The organism is Bradyrhizobium sp. BR2003 (assembly GCF_009720285.1).
Lineage (GTDB): Bacteria > Pseudomonadota > Alphaproteobacteria > Rhizobiales > Xanthobacteraceae > Bradyrhizobium > Bradyrhizobium elkanii.
Map to the genome: position 1 here is coordinate 212,803 of NZ_SMYJ01000009.1, position 17,227 is coordinate 230,029.

A 17,227-nucleotide genomic window follows, 5' to 3' on the forward strand; every position below is an offset into this window, starting at 1 on the left:
TCTACCCATCCTACGCGCTAAGCTCCCGCGACAAAGGCGCGGCCGGTCAACGGCCCGATCTCAGGGAGTATGGAATGCAGGACCGCAAATGGTCGAGGCGCGACTGGCTCAAGGTGACGGCGGCCACCGCCGCAGGCATGGTATTCGCAGAGCCGCTGCGCGCGGCGGCGCCGCCGGCGGAAGCCGTGACGCCGGAGTTGATCGCAGCCGCGAAGAAGGAAGGCAAGATCTCGTTCTACAGCGCGCTGGAACTGAACACGGCCGAGCGTCTCGCGCGTGACTTCGAGCAGAAATATCCCGGAATCAGCGTCCGCGTCGAGCGCTCCGGCGCGGAGCGCATCTTCCAGCGCATCGCGCAGGAGCAGGGCAGCGGCATCAACGCCGTCGACGTCGCCAATTCGACCGATCCCGCGCATTATCTCGACTGGAAGAAGAACGACTGGCTCGCGGCCTATGTCCCGGAGGACGTCGCCAGGCATTTTCCGGCCGACCAGATCGATCCCGACGGCACCTCGGCGACATCCTGCGCCTGGTTCGAGGTGATCGGCTACAACACCGAGCAGGTGAAGCGCGAGGAGGCCCCGAAGAGCTACGCCGACCTGCTCGATCCCAAGTGGCGCGGCAAGATCGTCAAGGGGCACCCGAGCTACTCCGGCGCGATCATGACCGCGACCTTCGTGCTGGCACGCGACCTCGGCTGGCCGTATCTGGAGAAGCTTTCGCAGCAGCGGGTGATGCAGGTGCAGTCGGCGGCCGATCCGCCGAAAAAGATCCTGCTCGGCGAGCGCGCGGTGATGGCCGATGGCAACGACTATAACCTCGTGCTGGCCAAGGATCAGGGCAAGCCGGTCGAGGTGGTCTATCCAACCGAGGGCGCGCCGCTGATCATCGTCCCCAGCGGCATCTTCAAGAACGCGCCGAACCCGAATGCCGCGCGGCTGTTCCAGAGCTATTTCTTCAGCGCCGAGACCCAACAGATGCTGGCCGACGAATTCGCGCACCGTTCGTTCCACGGCAAGGTGAAGGAGAAGGCCGGGCACGTGCCGCTCGACAAACTGAAAATGCTGAAAGCCGATCCGGCCCAGGTGCAGGTGCAGTCTGAGGAGATCAAGGCGAAGTACGCCAAGCTGTTCCGGGTGTAGGCGTTCGCCAAGCCAAAGCTATTAGCGTCCTTGCGAGCCACCCGGTCGGCGCGAAGCGCCGCCGGATGACAGGCTCCGCGAAGCAATCGATCTTTCCGCGTACGCGGAGGTGGATTGTTTCGTCGCTTCAGCGCAAAATTGCTTTGCAATTTTGTCGCGAGCTCCTCGCAATGACGCGGACTCGGACAGTCCGGGCGGCGCAGGGAGGGGCCGCGGTCGGCTAACCTCCCACCTCTGCGCTGAGCATCGGCCCAAAGAGCTCCCATCGCTCGCCCCTGAGTCGTCTGAGCTGCATCTGCTTGATCGGCGCGAAATCGATCGGGCTGGTGTTCATCGTGATGCCGGGAAGCAGGTTGGTGGTCCGGAAGGCCTTCAGGCTGGCGGCCTGTTTCATCACGTTGGCACGCGTGAGATCGTCGCCGCACTGCTTCAGCACCTGAACCAGCGTCTGGGCGGCATTGTACCCCGTCATAATCAGGCTGTCGGCCCGATTGCCCTCGGGGAAATATTTGGAGAGATAGTCGTCGAACGCCTTCATGCCGGGATCGTCCTTCCATTGCGGATCGAGCGGATCCATCAGGTAGGCCACCGAGATGATGCCCTGCGCGTTCTCGAAGCCGGCAGGCTGAATCACGGCGCCGAGCGAGGAGCCGACCGAGTTGAGGATGTGCAGCGGTTTCCAGCCGATCTCGGCCGCCTTCTTGATGGCCTGCGCCGCGAATTTCGGCGTGGCTATGTCGACGAATACATCGGCATTCATCGATTTCATCTTGACGATGTGCGTGTCGATCGTCGGCTCGGCCACCTCATACGCATCCTCGATGACGATCATCGACGCCGCCTTGTCTCCAAGGCCGTCCTTCAGGCCCTTGAGATAGTCCTTTCCATAATCGTCGTTCTGGTAGAGGACCGCGATCCTGCCGCCCGGCTTTTCCTTCAGGATGTGCTTGGCGTAGATTCGTCCCTCGCTCTGGTAGCTGGGCTGCCAGCCCATGGTCCACGGGAAGTTCTGCGGATCGTTCCACTTGGTGGCACCGGTCTGAATGAACAGCTGCGGTACTTTCTTCACGTTCATGTATTTCTGAATCGCGCCGTTGGATGCGGTGCCGAGAGAGGCGAAGATCAGCAGGACCTCGTCGCCCTCGACCAGCTTGCGCGCCTGCTCGACCGTCTTCGGCGGGCTGTAGCTGTCGTCGTAGGAGATGAAATTGATCTTGCGGCCGTTGATGCCGCCCTCGGCGTTGATCTTGCGGAAATAGGCCGCCTGGGCCCGGCCGCTGGTGCCGTAGGCGGATGCCGGCCCGCTGTAGGGCATGATGTTGCCGATCTTGATTTCAGTATCGGTTGCGCCGGTGTCGTATTTCTTCTGGGCAAATGCGCTGCCAGCACAGACAGCGAGAATGGCGATAGCGGTCGAAAGCGCCGCCATTCGTCGAGCGACGAAAGACATCTCGTTTCTCCCCATGCACAAAATGAATGTGTGTTTTATCGAAAGCCGCTTTTCGGGTCCTTGCCGGCAGTGAACACCCGAGCCCCAGGCGTTGTCGATCCCGGAAACACAACCTTGTATGCGGTTCGCAGCACGTCATCAGGTTCGTCAGCGTTGCTGACCGTAGTCTTCCGGGCTTCCTGCGATCAGGCCGCGCGCATCGATCGCTGCGCGCGGTAGGCCTGGGGTGAGGTAAGCGTGAGCTTGCGGAAGGCTTTTCGAAAGCTGCTCTCGTCCTCATAGCCGGTGGCGCGGGCGATCGCCTTGATCGGCTGCGCCGTGGTCTCCAGCAGCGTGCGGGCGTGCTCGACGCGGCGGCGCATGATGAAAGCCTGCGGCGGCTCGTGGGTCAGTTCGCGGAAGCGGCGGTTCAGCGTGCGTTCGCTGAGGCCGAGCGCGTGCGCGAGGCCGCGCACCGTGATCGGGTTCTTGCCGGTGCGGCGCACCAGCATGTCCGCTTTCATCAGCAGCGGGTCCTGGCCGAGCATGTAGCCGAGCGGCATGAAGATCGCCTGGGTGCGCTGCGCGGTGTCGATCACCGCATAGTCGGCGCAAATTTTTGCGACCTCCGCGCCTTCGACGAGCTCGATCAGCCGCAGCAGGAGATCGACCCACGACATCGGGCCGGCGGCGCAGACCAGACGATCGGCCTGCGTGATCACGGCATCGCCGGCGAGATCGACCTTGGGGTGGCGGCGGCGAAGCTCGCTCTGCAGCCACCAGGTGATGGTGGCGCGGCGGCCGTCGAGCAAGCCGGCATTGGCGAGCAGCAGCACGCCGCTGCAGAACGCGCCGATCAGCCGGCCGCTGGCATGCTGCCGGCGCAGCCAGGCGCCGGCACGGTCATATTGCGGTTGCAGGCGCTCGGCGGTGAGATGATCGACCAGGCTGCCCGGCACGATGATCGCGTCGCACGCCGTCCGCCTGCCCACCGCACCATCGACGGCGAGCAACTTGCCGCCGCCGGCGCGCACCGCCTTGCCGTCGAGCGAGAGCGTCTGCCAGCTGAAGCGCGCCTTGCCGCCGCGCAGCTGCATCACGTGGTTGGCGAGGGTGAGGATGTCGGCGATGCCGGCGACCGCCGATTGCATGCAGCCTTCCAGCGCGAGAATCGCAAGCTTCATGAGATCTCCGGAATTTGCCGCCATGCTAGCCGATCAGCGCGATCCGGCGGTGGCAGATATTGCCCGATCTCTGTCCGATCGGCCACTGCCTGATTGTGCCGGGGCCGGTCCATCTTCGCTGCGTTGTCACACCCTCAGCAATGGAGAGAGACCATGCCTTACGTCACCATTTCCACCGTCCGCGGCATCTTGGATGTCGCGCAGAAACAGGCGCTGCTGGAGCGCGTCACCGATCTCATGGTCGAGATCGAGGGGCAGGGCAACCCGGACTTCCGCCCCAACGTCTGGGTCAAGATCGAGGAGGGCGAGCCGGCGAGCTGGTCGCTCGGCGGCATGATCCCGACGCCGGACATGATCGCGGGCAAATTCGGCGCGCTCGACGCCGGCGGACGGCGGCTCGCCAAGGCGAAGGTGTAGTCGCGTACAAAAACAAAAGGCGCTTCCGGTGGAAGCGCCTTTCGCATGTCGTCGGTGCCGTAAAACTTACAGCGAGTAGTACATCTCGAACTCGACCGGGTGCGGGGTCATTTCGAAACGTGCGACCTCGGTCATCTTGAGCTCGATATAGGCGTCGATGAAGTCGTCGTCGAACACGCCGCCGTTCTTGAGGAACGCGCGGTCCTTGTCGAGGCTCTCGAGCGCCTCGCGCAGCGAGCCGCACACGGTCGGGATCTGCTTCAGCTCTTCCTTCGGCAGATCGTAGAGGTCCTTGTCCATCGCCGGACCCGGATCGATCTTGTTCTTGATGCCGTCGAGGCCGGCCATCAGCATCGCGGCGAAGCCGAGATAGGGATTGGCCATCGGGTCGGGGAAACGCACCTCGACGCGCTTGGCCTTCGGGTTCGCGGTGTAGGGGATGCGGCAGGACGCCGAACGGTTGCGCGCCGAGTAGGCGAGCAGCACCGGGGCTTCATAGCCCGGGACCAGACGCTTGTAGGAGTTGGTGGACGGGTTGGTGAAGGCGTTGATCGCCTTGGCGTGCTTGATGATGCCGCCGATATAGTGCAGGCAGGTCTCCGACAGGTCGGCGTATTTGTTGCCGGCGAAGGTCGGCTTGCCGTCCTTCCAGATCGACTGGTGGACGTGCATGCCCGAGCCGTTGTCGCCATAGACCGGCTTCGGCATGAAGGTGGCGGTCTTGCCGTAGATGTGGGCGACCTGGTGGATGCAGTACTTGTAGACCTGCATCTGGTCGGCCATCAGCGTCAGGGTGTCGAACTTCATGCCGAGCTCGTGCTGGGCCGAAGCGACTTCATGGTGATGCTTCTCGACCTTGACGCCCATCTTGGCCATCGCGCCGAGCATCTCCGAGCGCATGTCCTGCACCGAGTCCTGCGGCGGCACCGGGAAGTAGCCGGCCTTGGTGCGGATGCGGTGGCCGAGGTTGCCGCCCTCATATTCGGTCGCCGAGTTGATCGGCAGCTCGGAGGAGTCGAGGCGGAAGCCGGTGTTGTAGGGCTCGGCCGAATAGCGCACGTCGTCGAACACGAAGAATTCGGCCTCGGGGCCGACGAACACGGTGTCGCCCACGCCCATCGACTTCACCATCGCCTCGGCCTTCTTGGCGATGCCGCGGGGGTCGCGGTTGTAGGGCTCGCCGGTGGTCGGCTCGAGCACGTCGCAGGTGATGACCATGGTGGTCTCGGCGAAGAACGGGTCGATCGTCGCGGTGACCGGGTCGGGCATCAGGCACATGTCGGACTCATTGATCGCCTTCCAGCCGGCGATCGACGAGCCGTCGAACATCGTTCCCTCGGCGAAGATGTCATCGTCGATCATGCTGACGTCGAAGGTGACGTGCTGCCACTTGCCGCGCGGATCGGTGAAGCGCAGGTCGACGTATTTGACGTCGTTGTCCTTGATCGATTTCAGGACGTCTTTGGCGGTCTTCATGAATACCCCTTATGGATGTGCGGGTCGGTTTCCAGCGGAGAGCGACGTTATTCCCGCTTTTGGCGAGTTCGTGTGACTACTCAAACGAAATCAGGCTGCCGAAGCAGCCTTTTTTCTCTTTTGCCGTCAGAAAATCCGGATAGCACCGCCCTTAAATAGCGTCCAGCCCGGATTCGCCGGTCCGGATGCGGATGGCTTCCTCGATGTTGGAGACGAAGATCTTGCCGTCGCCGATCCGGCCGGTCTGCGCCGCGCGGCGGATCGCGTCGATCGCCTTTTCGACGAGGTCGTCGCCGATCACGATCTCGATCTTCACCTTGGGCAGGAAGTCGACGATGTATTCCGCACCGCGATACAGTTCGGCATGGCCCTTCTGGCGGCCAAATCCCTTGGCCTCGGTCACGGTGATGCCTTGCAGTCCGACTTCCTGGAGCGCTTCTTTCACCTCGTCGAGCTTGAAGGGCTTGATGATGGCTTCAATCTTCTTCACTGAGCGCCTCCCGGGCATTGCAGATTGCAGGGTCGAGTTCGATGCGCGTGGGGCGCAGTCTGGTTGGTCTTAAGGCTTCCGGCCGGTGGCCGGAAACACGCGCAATGGTCGCATGAAGCGGCCTTGCGCGCGGCTTCCTCAAAAGCAGGGTCTATGCCAAGTTGTTAAGGTCCCCGATTTCGGAATGTTATCAGCCTTTTAACAGGCAATCGGCTGATATCGAACCACATGGGCTATGATATCCAAGCCTAACAAATAGGCAAATAGATCAAACCGTATGCAGTCGGCCAGTAGAAACCCCGCGAACGTCACAGGAATTGCCTCTCGAAAAGGCGAAGCGATTGAGGATTCGGCATGGACGTTCTGACCACAACCGAGATGGAACGCGCCGACCGGCTGACCATCGCAGCCGGAACGCCGGGCTTCGCGCTGATGATGAGCGCTGGCCAGGCCGTCGCGGAAGCCGCGATGGACCTGGTCGAGAAGGGGCCGATCGTGGTGGTCGCCGGCCGCGGCAACAATGGCGGCGACGGTTTTGTCGCCGCCGCCGAGCTTGCCGCGCGCGGCCGCGAGGTCTCGGTGATCCTGCTCTGCGAGCGCGACAGCCTGCAGGGCGACGCGGCGCTGGCGGCGAAGGGCTGGAAATATCCGGTGCTGCCGTTCAACCCGCAGGCGCTGGGCAAGCCGGCGCTGATCATCGACGCGCTGTTCGGCGCCGGCCTCAACCGGCCGGTGAAGAGCGATCCGCTGGAGATGATCGCGGCGATCAATGCCAATGGTACGCCGGTGCTGGCGGTCGACCTGCCGAGCGGCATCAACGGCACGACCGGGGCGGTGATGGGCGCGGCCGTGCAGGCGACCGAGACCGTCACCTTCTTCCGCAAGAAGCCCGCGCATCTGTTGCTGCCGGGCCGGATGTATTGCGGCCGGGTTCGGGTTGCCGACATCGGCATCGCCGCGCAGGTGCTCGACGAGATCAAGCCGCTGACCGCGGAGAACTTGCCGGAGGCCTGGCGCTGGTCGTTTCCGGTGCCGCGGATCGACGGCCATAAATACGCGCGGGGGCATGCCGTCGTGGTGTCGGGCGATCTCGCCTCGACCGGGGCGGCTCGGCTCGCCGCGCGCGCGGCGCTGCGCGCCGGCGCCGGCCTCGTGACGCTGGCCTCGCCGCGCGACGCGCTCGCCGTCAATGCCGCCGCGCTGACCGCCGTGATGGTGCGTGCGGTCGACAACCCGATCCAGTTCGCCGAGTTGCTCGGCGACAAGCGCCTCAATGCCTGCGTGATCGGTCCGGGCGCCGGGGTCAGCGCGCGGACCCGTGACTTCGTCCACACCGCGCTGTCGGCACAGCGGCATCTGGTGCTCGACGCCGACGCGCTGACCAGCTTTGCCGGCGCGCCGGACCGGCTGTTCGAGGCGATCAGGGCAAGCGACGGTCAGCAGGTGGTGCTGACGCCGCATGAGGGCGAGTTTCCGCGGCTGTTCAGCGATATCTCCAACAAGCATCCCGGTCGCTCCAAGCTCGAGCGCGTGCGCGCGGCGGCCGAGCGCTCCGGCGCCGTCGTGCTGCTGAAAGGTGCCGACACGGTGATCGCGTCTCCCGACGGCCGCGCCACCGTCGCCGCCAACGCGCCGCCGTGGCTCGCCACCGCCGGCGCCGGCGACGTGCTGGCAGGCATCATCGCGGGTTTCTTGGCGCAGGGCGTCGCGGCCTTCGAGGCCGCGAGCATCGGCGTCTGGATGCACGGCGAGAGCGCGAGCGAGGCGGGTCCCGGCCTGATCGCGGAAGATCTCACCGAAGTGCTGCCCGCCGTGTTCCGCCGCCTCTATGACGAGTTCGGGATTGAGTATTAGGCGGCTCGCGCCGGCCGACACGGATGCCGCCGCGGGCGTGCATCGCGCGGCGCTCGACGAGGCGCTGCCGTGGCTCGCCGGCCTGCACACGCCCGACGAAGATCGCTGGTTCTATCGCGAGCGGATGTTTGCTACCTGCACGCTATGGGGGCCGTTCGACGGCGCGGCGATGAGCGGCGTGATCGCCTTCCGCGACGGCCGGATCGAGCAGCTCGACGTGCTCCCGGCCGCACAGGGCCGCGGCATCGGCGGCGCGCTGCTCGAGATCGCAAGACCCGGGCCGGCTGCAGCTCTGGACGTTTCAGCGCAACGCCCCCGCGCGCCGCTTCTACGAGACGCGCGGTTTTGTCGCGGTTGAGGAGATCGACGGCAGCGGCAACGAGGAGAGGGAGCCGGGCGTGCGCTATCGCTGGACGCACCGGCCGGCGGGTGAGTGATATTGACCGGAATAGCTGACAGCAGGCAGGCCCGGGGATAGGACCGGGCTCGCGGTAAGGCGAAATATCGTCTGGCTATCCGCCACCTTTTGAGCACTTAATGCCTGTATCGACCAGCGAATGTACCCTTGAGCCTTGAGGTTTTGTGGTACGGACCGGAGCAACATGACGAGTCCCTGCCGCGTCCTCATGATCTATCCGAAGTTCGTTCCGGATTCTTTCTGGAACTATACGGAGGCTTGCGAACTCGTCGGCGCGAAATATCCGGCGGCGCCACTCGGACTGATCACCGTGGCCGCCATGCTGCCGAAGCACTGGGAGATTCGCCTCGTCAACCGTAACACCGAGCCTTCGACCGACGCGGACCTCGACTGGGCCGATCTCGTCATGATCGGCGGTATGCTCAACCAGCAGCCTGATTTTCTCCACCTGATCGATCTCGCCCACCAGCACGGCAAGCCGGTATGTGTCGGCGGGCCCGACGTCTCCTCCAGCCCGCACCTCTACGCGGATGCGGACTTCCAGGTGATCGGCGAGGCCGAGCACATCATCGAGGAATTCATCGCCGCCTGGGAACGCGGTGAGCGCAAGGGCGTGTTCACCGCCGAGAAATTCAAGATCGATGTCACGCTAAGCCCGATGCCCCGCTACGATCTGATCAAGTTCGAGCATTATCTCTTCATTGGCGTGCAGTATTCGCGCGGCTGCCCGTTTACCTGCGAGTTCTGCGACATTATCGAGCTGTACGGGCGCGTGCCGCGTACCAAAACCCCCGATCAGATTCTCGCCGAGCTGCAAGCGCTCTACGATCATGGTTATCGAGGGCACGTCGATTTCGTCGACGACAATTTCATCGGCAACAAGAAAAACCTCCGAGTCTTGCTGCCGCGGCTCAAAGCCTGGCTGGAAGAACGGGACTATCCGTTCGAATTCTCGACCGAAGCCTCGATCAATATCGCTGACGACAGCGAACTGCTGCAGGCAATGAAGGACGCCAACTTCTTCGGCATTTTCGTCGGCATTGAGAGTCCGGATCCAGAGACCCTCGTGCAGATGAAGAAAAAGCAGAACACCAGGCGCAACATCGCCGAGAGCGTTCACAAGATCTATGACTATGGCATGTTCGTGACCGCGGGTTTCATCGTCGGATTCGACACCGAGAAAGTCTCGATGGCGCAGGCGATGATCGACTTCATCGAGGAGGCGAGCATTCCAGTCTGCATGGTTGGGCTGCTCTACGCGCTGCCCGGCACGCAACTGACGCGGCGGCTGGCCCAGGAGGGCCGCCTGCACGAGGGCCATGATCTCATGAAGGTCGAGCAGGCGGGCGACCAATGCACGCTCGGCTGCAATTTCGACACCAAGCGTCCGCTTCGCGACATCCTCACGGATTACAAGACCGTGCTCGAGCACGTGTACAGCCCGACGGCCTATGCAGGACGGCTGTCGCGGCTTGCCGCCATGCTCGACCGCTCGGACCGGCGCCGCGACCTACCGGATGGCGACATCCGCAAGCGGCTTGGCGGCATCGAAGGCGTACACAGGGTGATCAGTGCCCTGCCGGAGGTTCGCGAGCCGTTCTGGAAGACCTTCGTCGGGGTCGCCAAGTCCAATCCAGGCGCACTTCGCTACATCGTGATGCTGATGGCGCTGTACTTGCACTTCGGGCCGTTCTCGAAATACGTGATCGGTGAGATTGAACGCCGGATTGCCGAGTTGGACGATACGCCTGCGGTGAGGGCCACGGCGCTTGCGCAATGAGTTCATCAACTCTGCAGCTTGATGGACGGCAAAGTTCGCCAGAGCTTCGGTTCTGATTGAATCAGGACCGAAGCTTCGGCTTCTTGCTTGAGCGGCCGCCGCGATTCAGGCCACGTCGGTGGAGAGCGACACGCCCTTCCACGCCTCGAATTCGGCCTGCAGCAGTTTGAATTTTTCCTCGACCAGCCGCACGGCATCGCTGCCGAGCAACAGATGCGCCGGTGGATCGGCCGACATTGCGAGCTTCAGCATCGCCTGCGCGGCCTTTTTGGGATCGCCAACCTGCCGGCCGCTCATTTCCATGCGGCGCTTGCGGATTGGATCGATGACAGCGTCATAGTCCGCGATCGACCGTTCTGCCCGTACCATCGATCGTCCAGCCCAGTCGGTGCGAAAGCCGCCGGGCTCGACCGCGGTGACCTTGACGCCGAGGTCATTGACCTCCTTGCCAAGGGCCTCGGATATCCCTTCCAGCGCGAACTTGCTGCCGTGATAGTAGCTGAGACCGGGCATCGTGATGATTCCGCCCATCGACGTGATGTTGATGATATGCCCGGCGCGGCGCTTGCGCATGAAGGGCAGCACCGCCTGGATCATCGCCACCGCGCCGAAGACGTTGACCTCGAACTGGCGCCGCAGATCGTCGATCGACGATTCCTCCAAAATGCCCTCGTGGCCGTAGCCGGCATTGTTCACGAGAACGTCGATCGCGCCGATACGGTTCTCAACCTCGGCGACGGTGGGCGCGACGGCTTCGAAGTTGGTGACATCAAGGATCACCGCGTGCACGCCTTCGCCGAGCGCTTCGAACGTCTGCCTGTCGTTTGCGTTGCGCACGGTGCCGGCGACGGTATGGCCGTCACTCAGCGCGGCTTCCGCCAGCGCGCGGCCGAAGCCGGACGAAACGCCCGTGATCAGGAAAGTCTTTGCCATAGGAGATGTCCTTTAGATCCAGATTGCGGGCTCGATATAGTCCGGCTTGATTAATGCGGCGCTATCCTGACATGAAGGTCGAGCTAACGCTGGAGGGGCGTGCCATCGATATTGTCGCGGAAGGTTTTGATGCCGGCATCCGGTTGGCCGAAGCCGTGCCGCAGGACATGGTGGCGATTCCCTGCGGCCCGGAAACTCGTTTCATCGTCGTGGGCGCGCCAAGCTATTTCGCGCGCTCGTCGGTGCCTCGATCTCCGCTTGATCTCCTCGCCCATGAATGCATTCGCAGGCGGATGCCGAGCGGCAAGCTCTATCACTGGGAGTTCGAAAAGCGCGGCGGCGAGCAGATGGTGCTGGATGTCCCGGGCAGGTTGACCCTCGACAATGACAGCCTGATGGTCGAGGCCGCCCTCGAGGGCCTGGGACTGGCGTTCGTGAGCGATTTCTGGGTGACGGGGCATCTCGCCGCCGGAACGTTGCGGGCAGTCCTGGACGCCTGGACGCCGCCATTTCCCGGCTTGTGTCTCTATTATCCGCGGCACCGTCACATGACGGCTGGACTTCGTGCTTTCGTCGACATGGTACGGGAGGAAACGAAGCTGGCCGCCCGGATTGGCGGGGTTCAATCACCCTCGGCCAACCGACGATCATCGCAAACGCGCTTGAGCTGACCTATCCGCATCTGGCTCAGCCATACTGAAACAGTTCCGTGCGAGCGGCACGTTACGTTTTATTGCCCAAGGCGAACTGGAGATCGCCGGACCTCTCCGATGAGCGTGTGGCATTGATCGGCTGAACTGAACAACTCGTTAGATATTTGCGTTTCCGCGATCGGTTCGACTGACCTATAGGATCGGCATCCTTGTCACTTGCGCGGAACAGTCAGATGATCGCACCGAGCAGCCAGCTCTCTACCGCCGCACGGACCGCCGGCGCGCCTCACCACGACGTCGATCCCGCATCCTATCGTGCGGCGATGCGCCACCACGCCGGCGCGGTCACGATCCTGTCGGCGGGCGGGCCGGGCGACAGAACGGGCATGACGGCGACGTCGGTCTGTTCGCTGTCGGACACGCCGCCGCGGCTGATCGCCTGCGTCAACCGCTCGGCGAGCGCGCATGGCCTGATCCGGCGCACCGCCGCGTTCGGCCTCAACATGCTGCACGCCGACCAGGCCGAGCTGGCCAATGTGTTCGCCGGCCGCCGCGGCATCGAGCGGGACGATCGCTTTTCCGATGCCGACGGCTGGCTGTCGCTTGCCACCGGCGCGCCGATCCTTAAGGGTGCGCTGATCGGGCTCGACTGCGAGCTGATCGACGAGCATGCGCACGACACGCATTCGATCTTCGTCGGTGCGGTCCGCGCGATGCATTTGCGTGAGGCGGAGACGCCGCTGATCTATTTTGGTGGCGCGTTCTGCGGATTGGCCCGGCGGACCTAAGGCCGCGGCTTGAGGAATTTATGGATCACTGATGTCAGCGCGCCGGCGGCCGGCGAGAACGATTGTCCGCGGAGCGAGACGATGCAGACCGTGCGCTCCAGCACAGGATTGACGATCGGCAGCGCCTGCATCGTCTTCCTGACCGGCCGCGGCAAGGCGACCTTCGGCAGGATACCGACGCCGAGGCCGGCGCCGGCCAGCGCGGCCAGCGTGTAGCTGTGCTCGACCTCGAACTTGATCTTCATCTGCAGATTGCGCGTGGCGAGCGCGCGCTCCAGCATCGAGCGCAGCGCCGCCGACTTTGAGTTCAGCAGGATCGGGTAGGCGGACAGCTCGGTCAGGTCGACCGCGCTGCGCTTGCGAAACGGAAATGCCTTCGTCGCCAGTGCATAGATCGGGTCGTTGAACAGCGGCGCAAACTGAAACTCGGTCGAGCCGTCCATCTCCGGCCCGATGCCGAAATCCGCCTCGCGCCGGCGCAGGCAGTCCAGCATGTCCTCGGCAGCAAGCTCGCGCAGATTGATGTTGATGCCGGGATAGCTCGCCTGGAAGGCATGCAGCGCCTGCGGCAGGATGGTCGCGGCAATGGTGGGAACGCAGGCCAGCGACAGCGTGCCGCGCTGGATGTCGATGACCTCGCGGATCTCGCGCAGGCCGTTCTCCCATTCGCCGAGCGCGCGCCGGGCATGCGTCAGCAGTTGCAATCCCTCCGCGGTCAGCTCGACGCGCCGCGTGGTGCGATGAAATAGGGCGGCGCCGACCTGGTCCTCCAGCAGCTTGATCTGCATGCTGACCGCGGATTGCGAGCGGTTGAGCTGCTCGGAGGCCTGGCGAAAGCTCTTGTTCTCGGCGACCGCGATGAACATGTGCAGCAGCTTGAAATTGATCTGCGACATCGTTTTGCCCCGCGGAGGATTGTCCCAAAGACCTGAACAGTTCTTAAGATAATCTCGTTAGAAGGATCAGTGCCGGACATCTAGCATGGTTGTGTTGGCCGCGGGAGACGATCCTGCGGCGCGATGCAGAAAAGATGCTCCAATGTCCTTCACCGTCACCAAGCCGCGCACGCGCCGCGTCCAGCGTTCCGAACTCGCCGTTCCCGCGACCTCAACCCACTTCTTCGAACGCGCCGCGAGTAGCGTCGCCGATTTCATCTTTCTCGATCTGGAAGACGCGGTTGCGCCACCGCGAAAACCGGAGGCGCGCGAGATCGCGATCGAGGCGCTGAACCGGATCGACTGGGGCAACAAGACGCTGGCGGTGCGGATCAACGGCCTCGACACCGAATGGGCGCATCGCGACATCATCGAGATCGTCAGCCGTGCGCCGCGCCTCGACCTCGTCATGGTGCCGAAGGTCGGCACCGCATTCGACGTCCGTTTCGTCGATGCGCTGCTGACGGGGCTCGAGCGCGAGTTCCCGCGCGCAAGGCCGATGGGCATCGAGATCCTGATCGAGACCACGCTTGGGCTCGCCAACGTCGAGGACATCGTGCAGGCGTCGGAGCGGCTGGAGGCTGTGATCTTCGGTATCGGCGATTACTCGATCGACCTGCGTACCTGCGGCGAGATTATCGGCGCCTCCGATCGGCGCTATGCCGTGCTCACCGATGCGGACGAGGGCGGCGCGCGCCGCGTGCACTGGAACGACCAGTGGCACTTCGCGCTCGCCCGGATCGCCAATGCCTGCCGTGCCCATGGCCTGCGCGCGATCGACGGCCCCTATGCCAATTTCGGCGATGCCGCGGGTTTTCGCGCCAGTGCGGCGCGGGCGGCCGCGCTCGGCTGCGAGGGCAAATGGGCGATCCATCCCTCGCAGCTCGAGACCGCCAACGAGGTGTTCTCGCCGACCGCACGCGAGATCGGCTGGGCGCGCGAGATCACGGCCAAGATTCAATCCGCCAGCGCCGGCGGCGACGGCGCCTTCGGGCAGGACGGCGTGTTGATCGATCTTGCGGTGCTCAAGCGCGCGCAGGCGATCATCGACCGCCATGACGCAATTCAGGCGGCGGGCAGGGCAGGAGCGCGGGATGTCGTATGAGCCACCGCTTGCCGGAATTCGCGTGCTCGATATCGCGACCTTCGTGGCGGCGCCGTTCTGCGGGACGGTGCTGTCCGATTTCGGCGCCGAGGTGATCAAGATCGAGCAGCCGGGCACAGGCGATCCCCTGCGCCGGTTCGGAACGCCGAGCGACTGTGGCGACACCTATGTCTGGCTCAGTGAAGCCCGCAACAAGAAGTCGGTGACGCTCGATCTGCGCAGCGAGCGGGGCGCCGCGCTGTTTCGCGAGCTGGTCCGCCAATCCGACGTGGTGCTGGAGAACTTCCGGCCGGGCACGCTGGAGAAATGGGGACTTGGCTTCGAGGCGCTGCGCGAGATCAACCCAAAACTCGTGATGCTGCGCATCAGCGCCTATGGGCAGGACGGCCCGCTGCGCGACAAGCCCGGCTTTGCCCGGATCGCGCACGGCTTCAGCGGGCTCGCTTATCTTGCCGGCGAGGCGGGGCGGGCGCCGGTGATGCCGGGATCGACCTCGCTCGCCGACTATATTTCCGGGCTATGGGGCGCGCTCGGCGTGCTGCTGGCGCTGCGGCATGCCGAGGCCACCGGACACGGGCAGGTGGTCGATATCGGGCTCTATGAATCGGTGTTTCGGCTGCTTGATGAAATGGCGACCGTGTTCGCCAAGACCGGCTTCGTCCGCGAACGCCTCGGCGCCGACACGGTCAATGTCGTGCCGCACAGCCATTACCAGACCGCCGACGGCAAATGGGTGGCGCTGGCCTGTTCGAGCGACAAGATGTTCGAGCGCCTGGCGCAGGCGATGCAGCGCCCCGAACTCGCGACCGACCCGCGCTATGCGGCCATGGCTGGCCGCTTGGCGCGGCGCGAGGAGGTCAACGGGATGGTCGCCGACTGGATCGGCTCCATGCCGCAAGAGATGGCGCTTGCCGAATGCGAGCGCTACGACGTGCCCTGCGGGCCGATCTACAGCATCAGTGACATCTTTGCCGACCCGCAATACCGCGCCCGCGGCAACATCGCCGAGGTCCCCTCCCGCGCCGGGCCGATCGTGGTACCGAGTGCGATCCCGAAAATGTCGCGCACGCCGCCGCAGTTCAAGCATGCCGGCGTCGCGCTCGGCGCGCACACCGACGAAGTCCTGACCTCGCTTGCCGGCGCGACCGCGGCGGCGCTCGCCGCGCTGCGCAGCGACGGGGTGATCTGACATGCCCCAATTCTCCCGCGGCCACGAAGGAACCACGCCATGACCAGGCAGATGAAATTGATCGGCTTCCTGCAGGCCCAGAACTGCTCGAACTATCCCGCCTCCTGGCGCCACCCGGACTCGAAGCCGAACTGGTTCTCGCGCGACTACTATCAGGAGATCGGGCGCACGCTGGAGCACGGCAAGTTCCATCTCGCCTTCTTCGACGACCGGCTCGCGATTCCCGATCGCTTCGGCGACGATTTTCGCGAGACCATCCGCCACGGCGTGCGCGCGGCGAAGCTCGATCCGGTCTCGGTCGCGCTGACGATGGGATTGGCGACCGAGCGGCTCGGCATCGGCGTGACCTATTCGACCACCTATTACGAGCCGTTCCACGTCGCGCGGGTGTTCGCGACGATGGACCTGCTGCTGAACGGCCGCGCGGCCTGGAACGTGGTGACCTCGCTGAACGACTCCGAGGCAGCGAATTTCGGTGCCTCGCAGCATCTCAGCCACGATCTGCGTTACGACCGCGCCGACGAGTTCATGGAGGTCGTGCTCGGCCACTGGAACAGCTGGGAGGACGGCGCCGTCAGCTTCGACCGCGAAAGCGGGCTGTTCGCCGATCCGGCCAAGGTGCATCGGCTCGACCATCAGGGGCAGTTCTTCCGCTCGCGCGGCCCGTTCACGGTGCCGCGCTCGCCGCAGGGCCATCCGGTGATCATTCAGGCCGGCCAGAGCGGCCGCGGCAAGACCTTCGCGGCGCGCTGGGGCGAATTGATCTTCGTGATCTATCCCAACCTCGATCTTGCGAAGAAGCAATATGCCGACCTCAAGGGAACGCTGGCCAAGACGGGCAGGGACATCAGCATCGCGCCGGCGGTCTATCCGGTCGTCGCCGAGACCCAGGCCGAGGCCGAGGACAAATTCGCGGCGATCAGCCGGCTCGCCAAGCCGATCGACGCGCTGACGCTGTTGTCGGAGGTGCTGAACTACGATTTCGCGGCCAAGCCGATGGACGAGCCGTTCACATCGGATGAGCTGGCCTCGATCAGCGGGTTGCAGGCGATCCGCGACCGCGTGATGAATCTCAGCGGCAAGCCCAATCCCACGCCGCGGGACTTCGTGCAGTTCAGCGGGCGCGGGACACTCGCCGAACTGCCGACCTTCGTCGGCTCACCCAAGGCGGTCGCCGATCAGATGGAGAGCTGGTTCTGCGAAGGCGGCTGCGACGGCTTTGTCGTCGCCGCCACCCACGTGCCCGGCACCTACCAGGACTTCGTGCGCCTCGTGGTGCCCGAGCTGCAACGCCGCGGCCTGTTCCAGCGCGAGTATCAGGGTGACACATTGCGCGAAAATCTCGGCCTGCCGCGGCCGCAGGCCGCGCATGCCGGCGTGGCCGACGAAGAGGCGCGCGTCCCGACCGGATAGCGTCGGCACGGAACGCCGGCG

The 17,227-nt window shown here is 64.3% G+C and carries 16 protein-coding genes; 10 read left to right on the forward strand and 6 right to left on the reverse strand.

The features are described 5' to 3' along the window. The first annotated feature begins 74 nt into the window (after nt 1-74). A complete protein-coding gene (locus E2I15_RS05450) occupies nt 75-1,142 on the forward strand; it encodes an ABC transporter substrate-binding protein (RefSeq protein WP_018271877.1) in 1,068 nt (355 codons plus the stop codon). 220 nt (nt 1,143-1,362) lie between these two features. On the opposite strand, the gene E2I15_RS05455 is transcribed toward E2I15_RS05450, so the two are convergent. Then, entirely contained in the window at nt 1,363-2,592 is a 1,230-nt protein-coding gene (locus tag E2I15_RS05455; protein WP_137477802.1) for an ABC transporter substrate-binding protein, read from the reverse strand. A 185-nt stretch (nt 2,593-2,777) separates the two neighbouring features. Beyond that, nucleotides 2,778-3,755 (reverse strand): GlxA family transcriptional regulator, encoded by a 978-nt coding sequence (locus E2I15_RS05460; RefSeq protein WP_137477803.1) that lies wholly within the window; start codon nt 3,753-3,755, stop codon nt 2,778-2,780. A gap of 153 nt (nt 3,756-3,908) precedes the next feature. Here E2I15_RS05460 and E2I15_RS05465 point away from each other — a divergent pair, with 153 nt between their 5' ends. Next, nucleotides 3,909-4,172 carry a tautomerase family protein gene (locus E2I15_RS05465; protein ID WP_137477804.1) on the forward strand — a complete coding sequence of 88 codons (264 nt, stop codon included), beginning with the start codon at nt 3,909-3,911 and terminating at the stop codon, nt 4,170-4,172. Between the two features lie 66 nt (nt 4,173-4,238). On the opposite strand, the gene glnA is transcribed toward E2I15_RS05465, so the two are convergent. Then, complete coding sequence (gene glnA, locus E2I15_RS05470; protein ID WP_018271875.1) at nt 4,239-5,648, reverse strand: type I glutamate--ammonia ligase; 1,410 nt, start codon at nt 5,646-5,648, stop codon at nt 4,239-4,241. 151 nt (nt 5,649-5,799) lie between these two features. After that, complete coding sequence (locus tag E2I15_RS05475) at nt 5,800-6,138, reverse strand: P-II family nitrogen regulator (protein WP_011441447.1); 339 nt, start codon at nt 6,136-6,138, stop codon at nt 5,800-5,802. A 354-nt stretch (nt 6,139-6,492) separates the two neighbouring features. Here E2I15_RS05475 and E2I15_RS05480 point away from each other — a divergent pair, with 354 nt between their 5' ends. The 3 genes from E2I15_RS05480 (at nt 6,493) to E2I15_RS05490 (ending at nt 10,190) form a co-directional block, all read left to right on the forward strand. Next, a complete protein-coding gene (locus E2I15_RS05480) occupies nt 6,493-7,992 on the forward strand; it encodes an NAD(P)H-hydrate dehydratase (protein WP_137477805.1) in 1,500 nt (499 codons plus the stop codon). After that, nucleotides 7,982-8,350 carry a GNAT family N-acetyltransferase gene (locus tag E2I15_RS05485; RefSeq protein ID WP_338134456.1) on the forward strand — a complete coding sequence of 123 codons (369 nt, stop codon included), beginning with the start codon at nt 7,982-7,984 and terminating at the stop codon, nt 8,348-8,350. The genes E2I15_RS05480 and E2I15_RS05485 overlap by 11 nt, the downstream gene beginning before the upstream one ends. Before the next feature lie 244 nt (nt 8,351-8,594). Then, nucleotides 8,595-10,190: a B12-binding domain-containing radical SAM protein gene (locus E2I15_RS05490; protein WP_137477806.1), complete on the forward strand. Its 1,596-nt coding sequence runs from the start codon at nt 8,595-8,597 to the stop codon at nt 10,188-10,190. Nucleotides 10,191-10,295: 105 nt separating this feature from the next. Here E2I15_RS05490 and E2I15_RS05495 read toward each other — a convergent pair whose 3' ends face one another. Continuing rightward, a complete protein-coding gene (locus tag E2I15_RS05495) occupies nt 10,296-11,123 on the reverse strand; it encodes an oxidoreductase (RefSeq protein WP_137477807.1) in 828 nt (275 codons plus the stop codon). Nucleotides 11,124-11,176: 53 nt separating this feature from the next. On the opposite strand from E2I15_RS05495, the gene E2I15_RS05500 reads away from it, so the two are divergent. Together E2I15_RS05500 and E2I15_RS05505 are read left to right on the forward strand one after the other, a co-directional pair. Beyond that, a complete protein-coding gene (locus E2I15_RS05500) occupies nt 11,177-11,794 on the forward strand; it encodes a LysR substrate-binding domain-containing protein (protein WP_137477808.1) in 618 nt (205 codons plus the stop codon). A 215-nt stretch (nt 11,795-12,009) separates the two neighbouring features. Continuing rightward, nucleotides 12,010-12,564, forward strand: a complete 555-nt coding sequence (locus tag E2I15_RS05505) for a flavin reductase family protein (protein WP_137477809.1) — start codon at nt 12,010-12,012, stop codon at nt 12,562-12,564. Here the strand turns inward: E2I15_RS05505 and E2I15_RS05510 are convergent. Further along, nucleotides 12,561-13,460, reverse strand: a complete 900-nt coding sequence (locus tag E2I15_RS05510) for a LysR family transcriptional regulator (protein WP_137477810.1) — start codon at nt 13,458-13,460, stop codon at nt 12,561-12,563. The two genes, E2I15_RS05505 and E2I15_RS05510, sit on opposite strands and share 4 nt — an antisense overlap. A 142-nt stretch (nt 13,461-13,602) precedes the next feature. On the opposite strand from E2I15_RS05510, the gene E2I15_RS05515 reads away from it, so the two are divergent. Genes E2I15_RS05515 through E2I15_RS05525 form a run of 3 tightly spaced genes read left to right on the forward strand, consistent with a single transcriptional unit; the run spans nt 13,603 to nt 17,206 of the window. Next, complete coding sequence (locus E2I15_RS05515; RefSeq protein ID WP_137477811.1) at nt 13,603-14,604, forward strand: HpcH/HpaI aldolase/citrate lyase family protein; 1,002 nt, start codon at nt 13,603-13,605, stop codon at nt 14,602-14,604. After that, nucleotides 14,594-15,793: a CaiB/BaiF CoA transferase family protein gene (locus E2I15_RS05520; RefSeq protein WP_137477812.1), complete on the forward strand. Its 1,200-nt coding sequence runs from the start codon at nt 14,594-14,596 to the stop codon at nt 15,791-15,793. Before E2I15_RS05515 ends, E2I15_RS05520 begins: the two co-directional genes overlap by 11 nt. A 39-nt stretch (nt 15,794-15,832) precedes the next feature. Beyond that, nucleotides 15,833-17,206, forward strand: coding sequence for an LLM class flavin-dependent oxidoreductase (locus E2I15_RS05525; protein WP_137477813.1), 1,374 nt, complete (start codon nt 15,833-15,835; stop codon nt 17,204-17,206). Nucleotides 17,207-17,227: the final 21 nt, after the last annotated feature.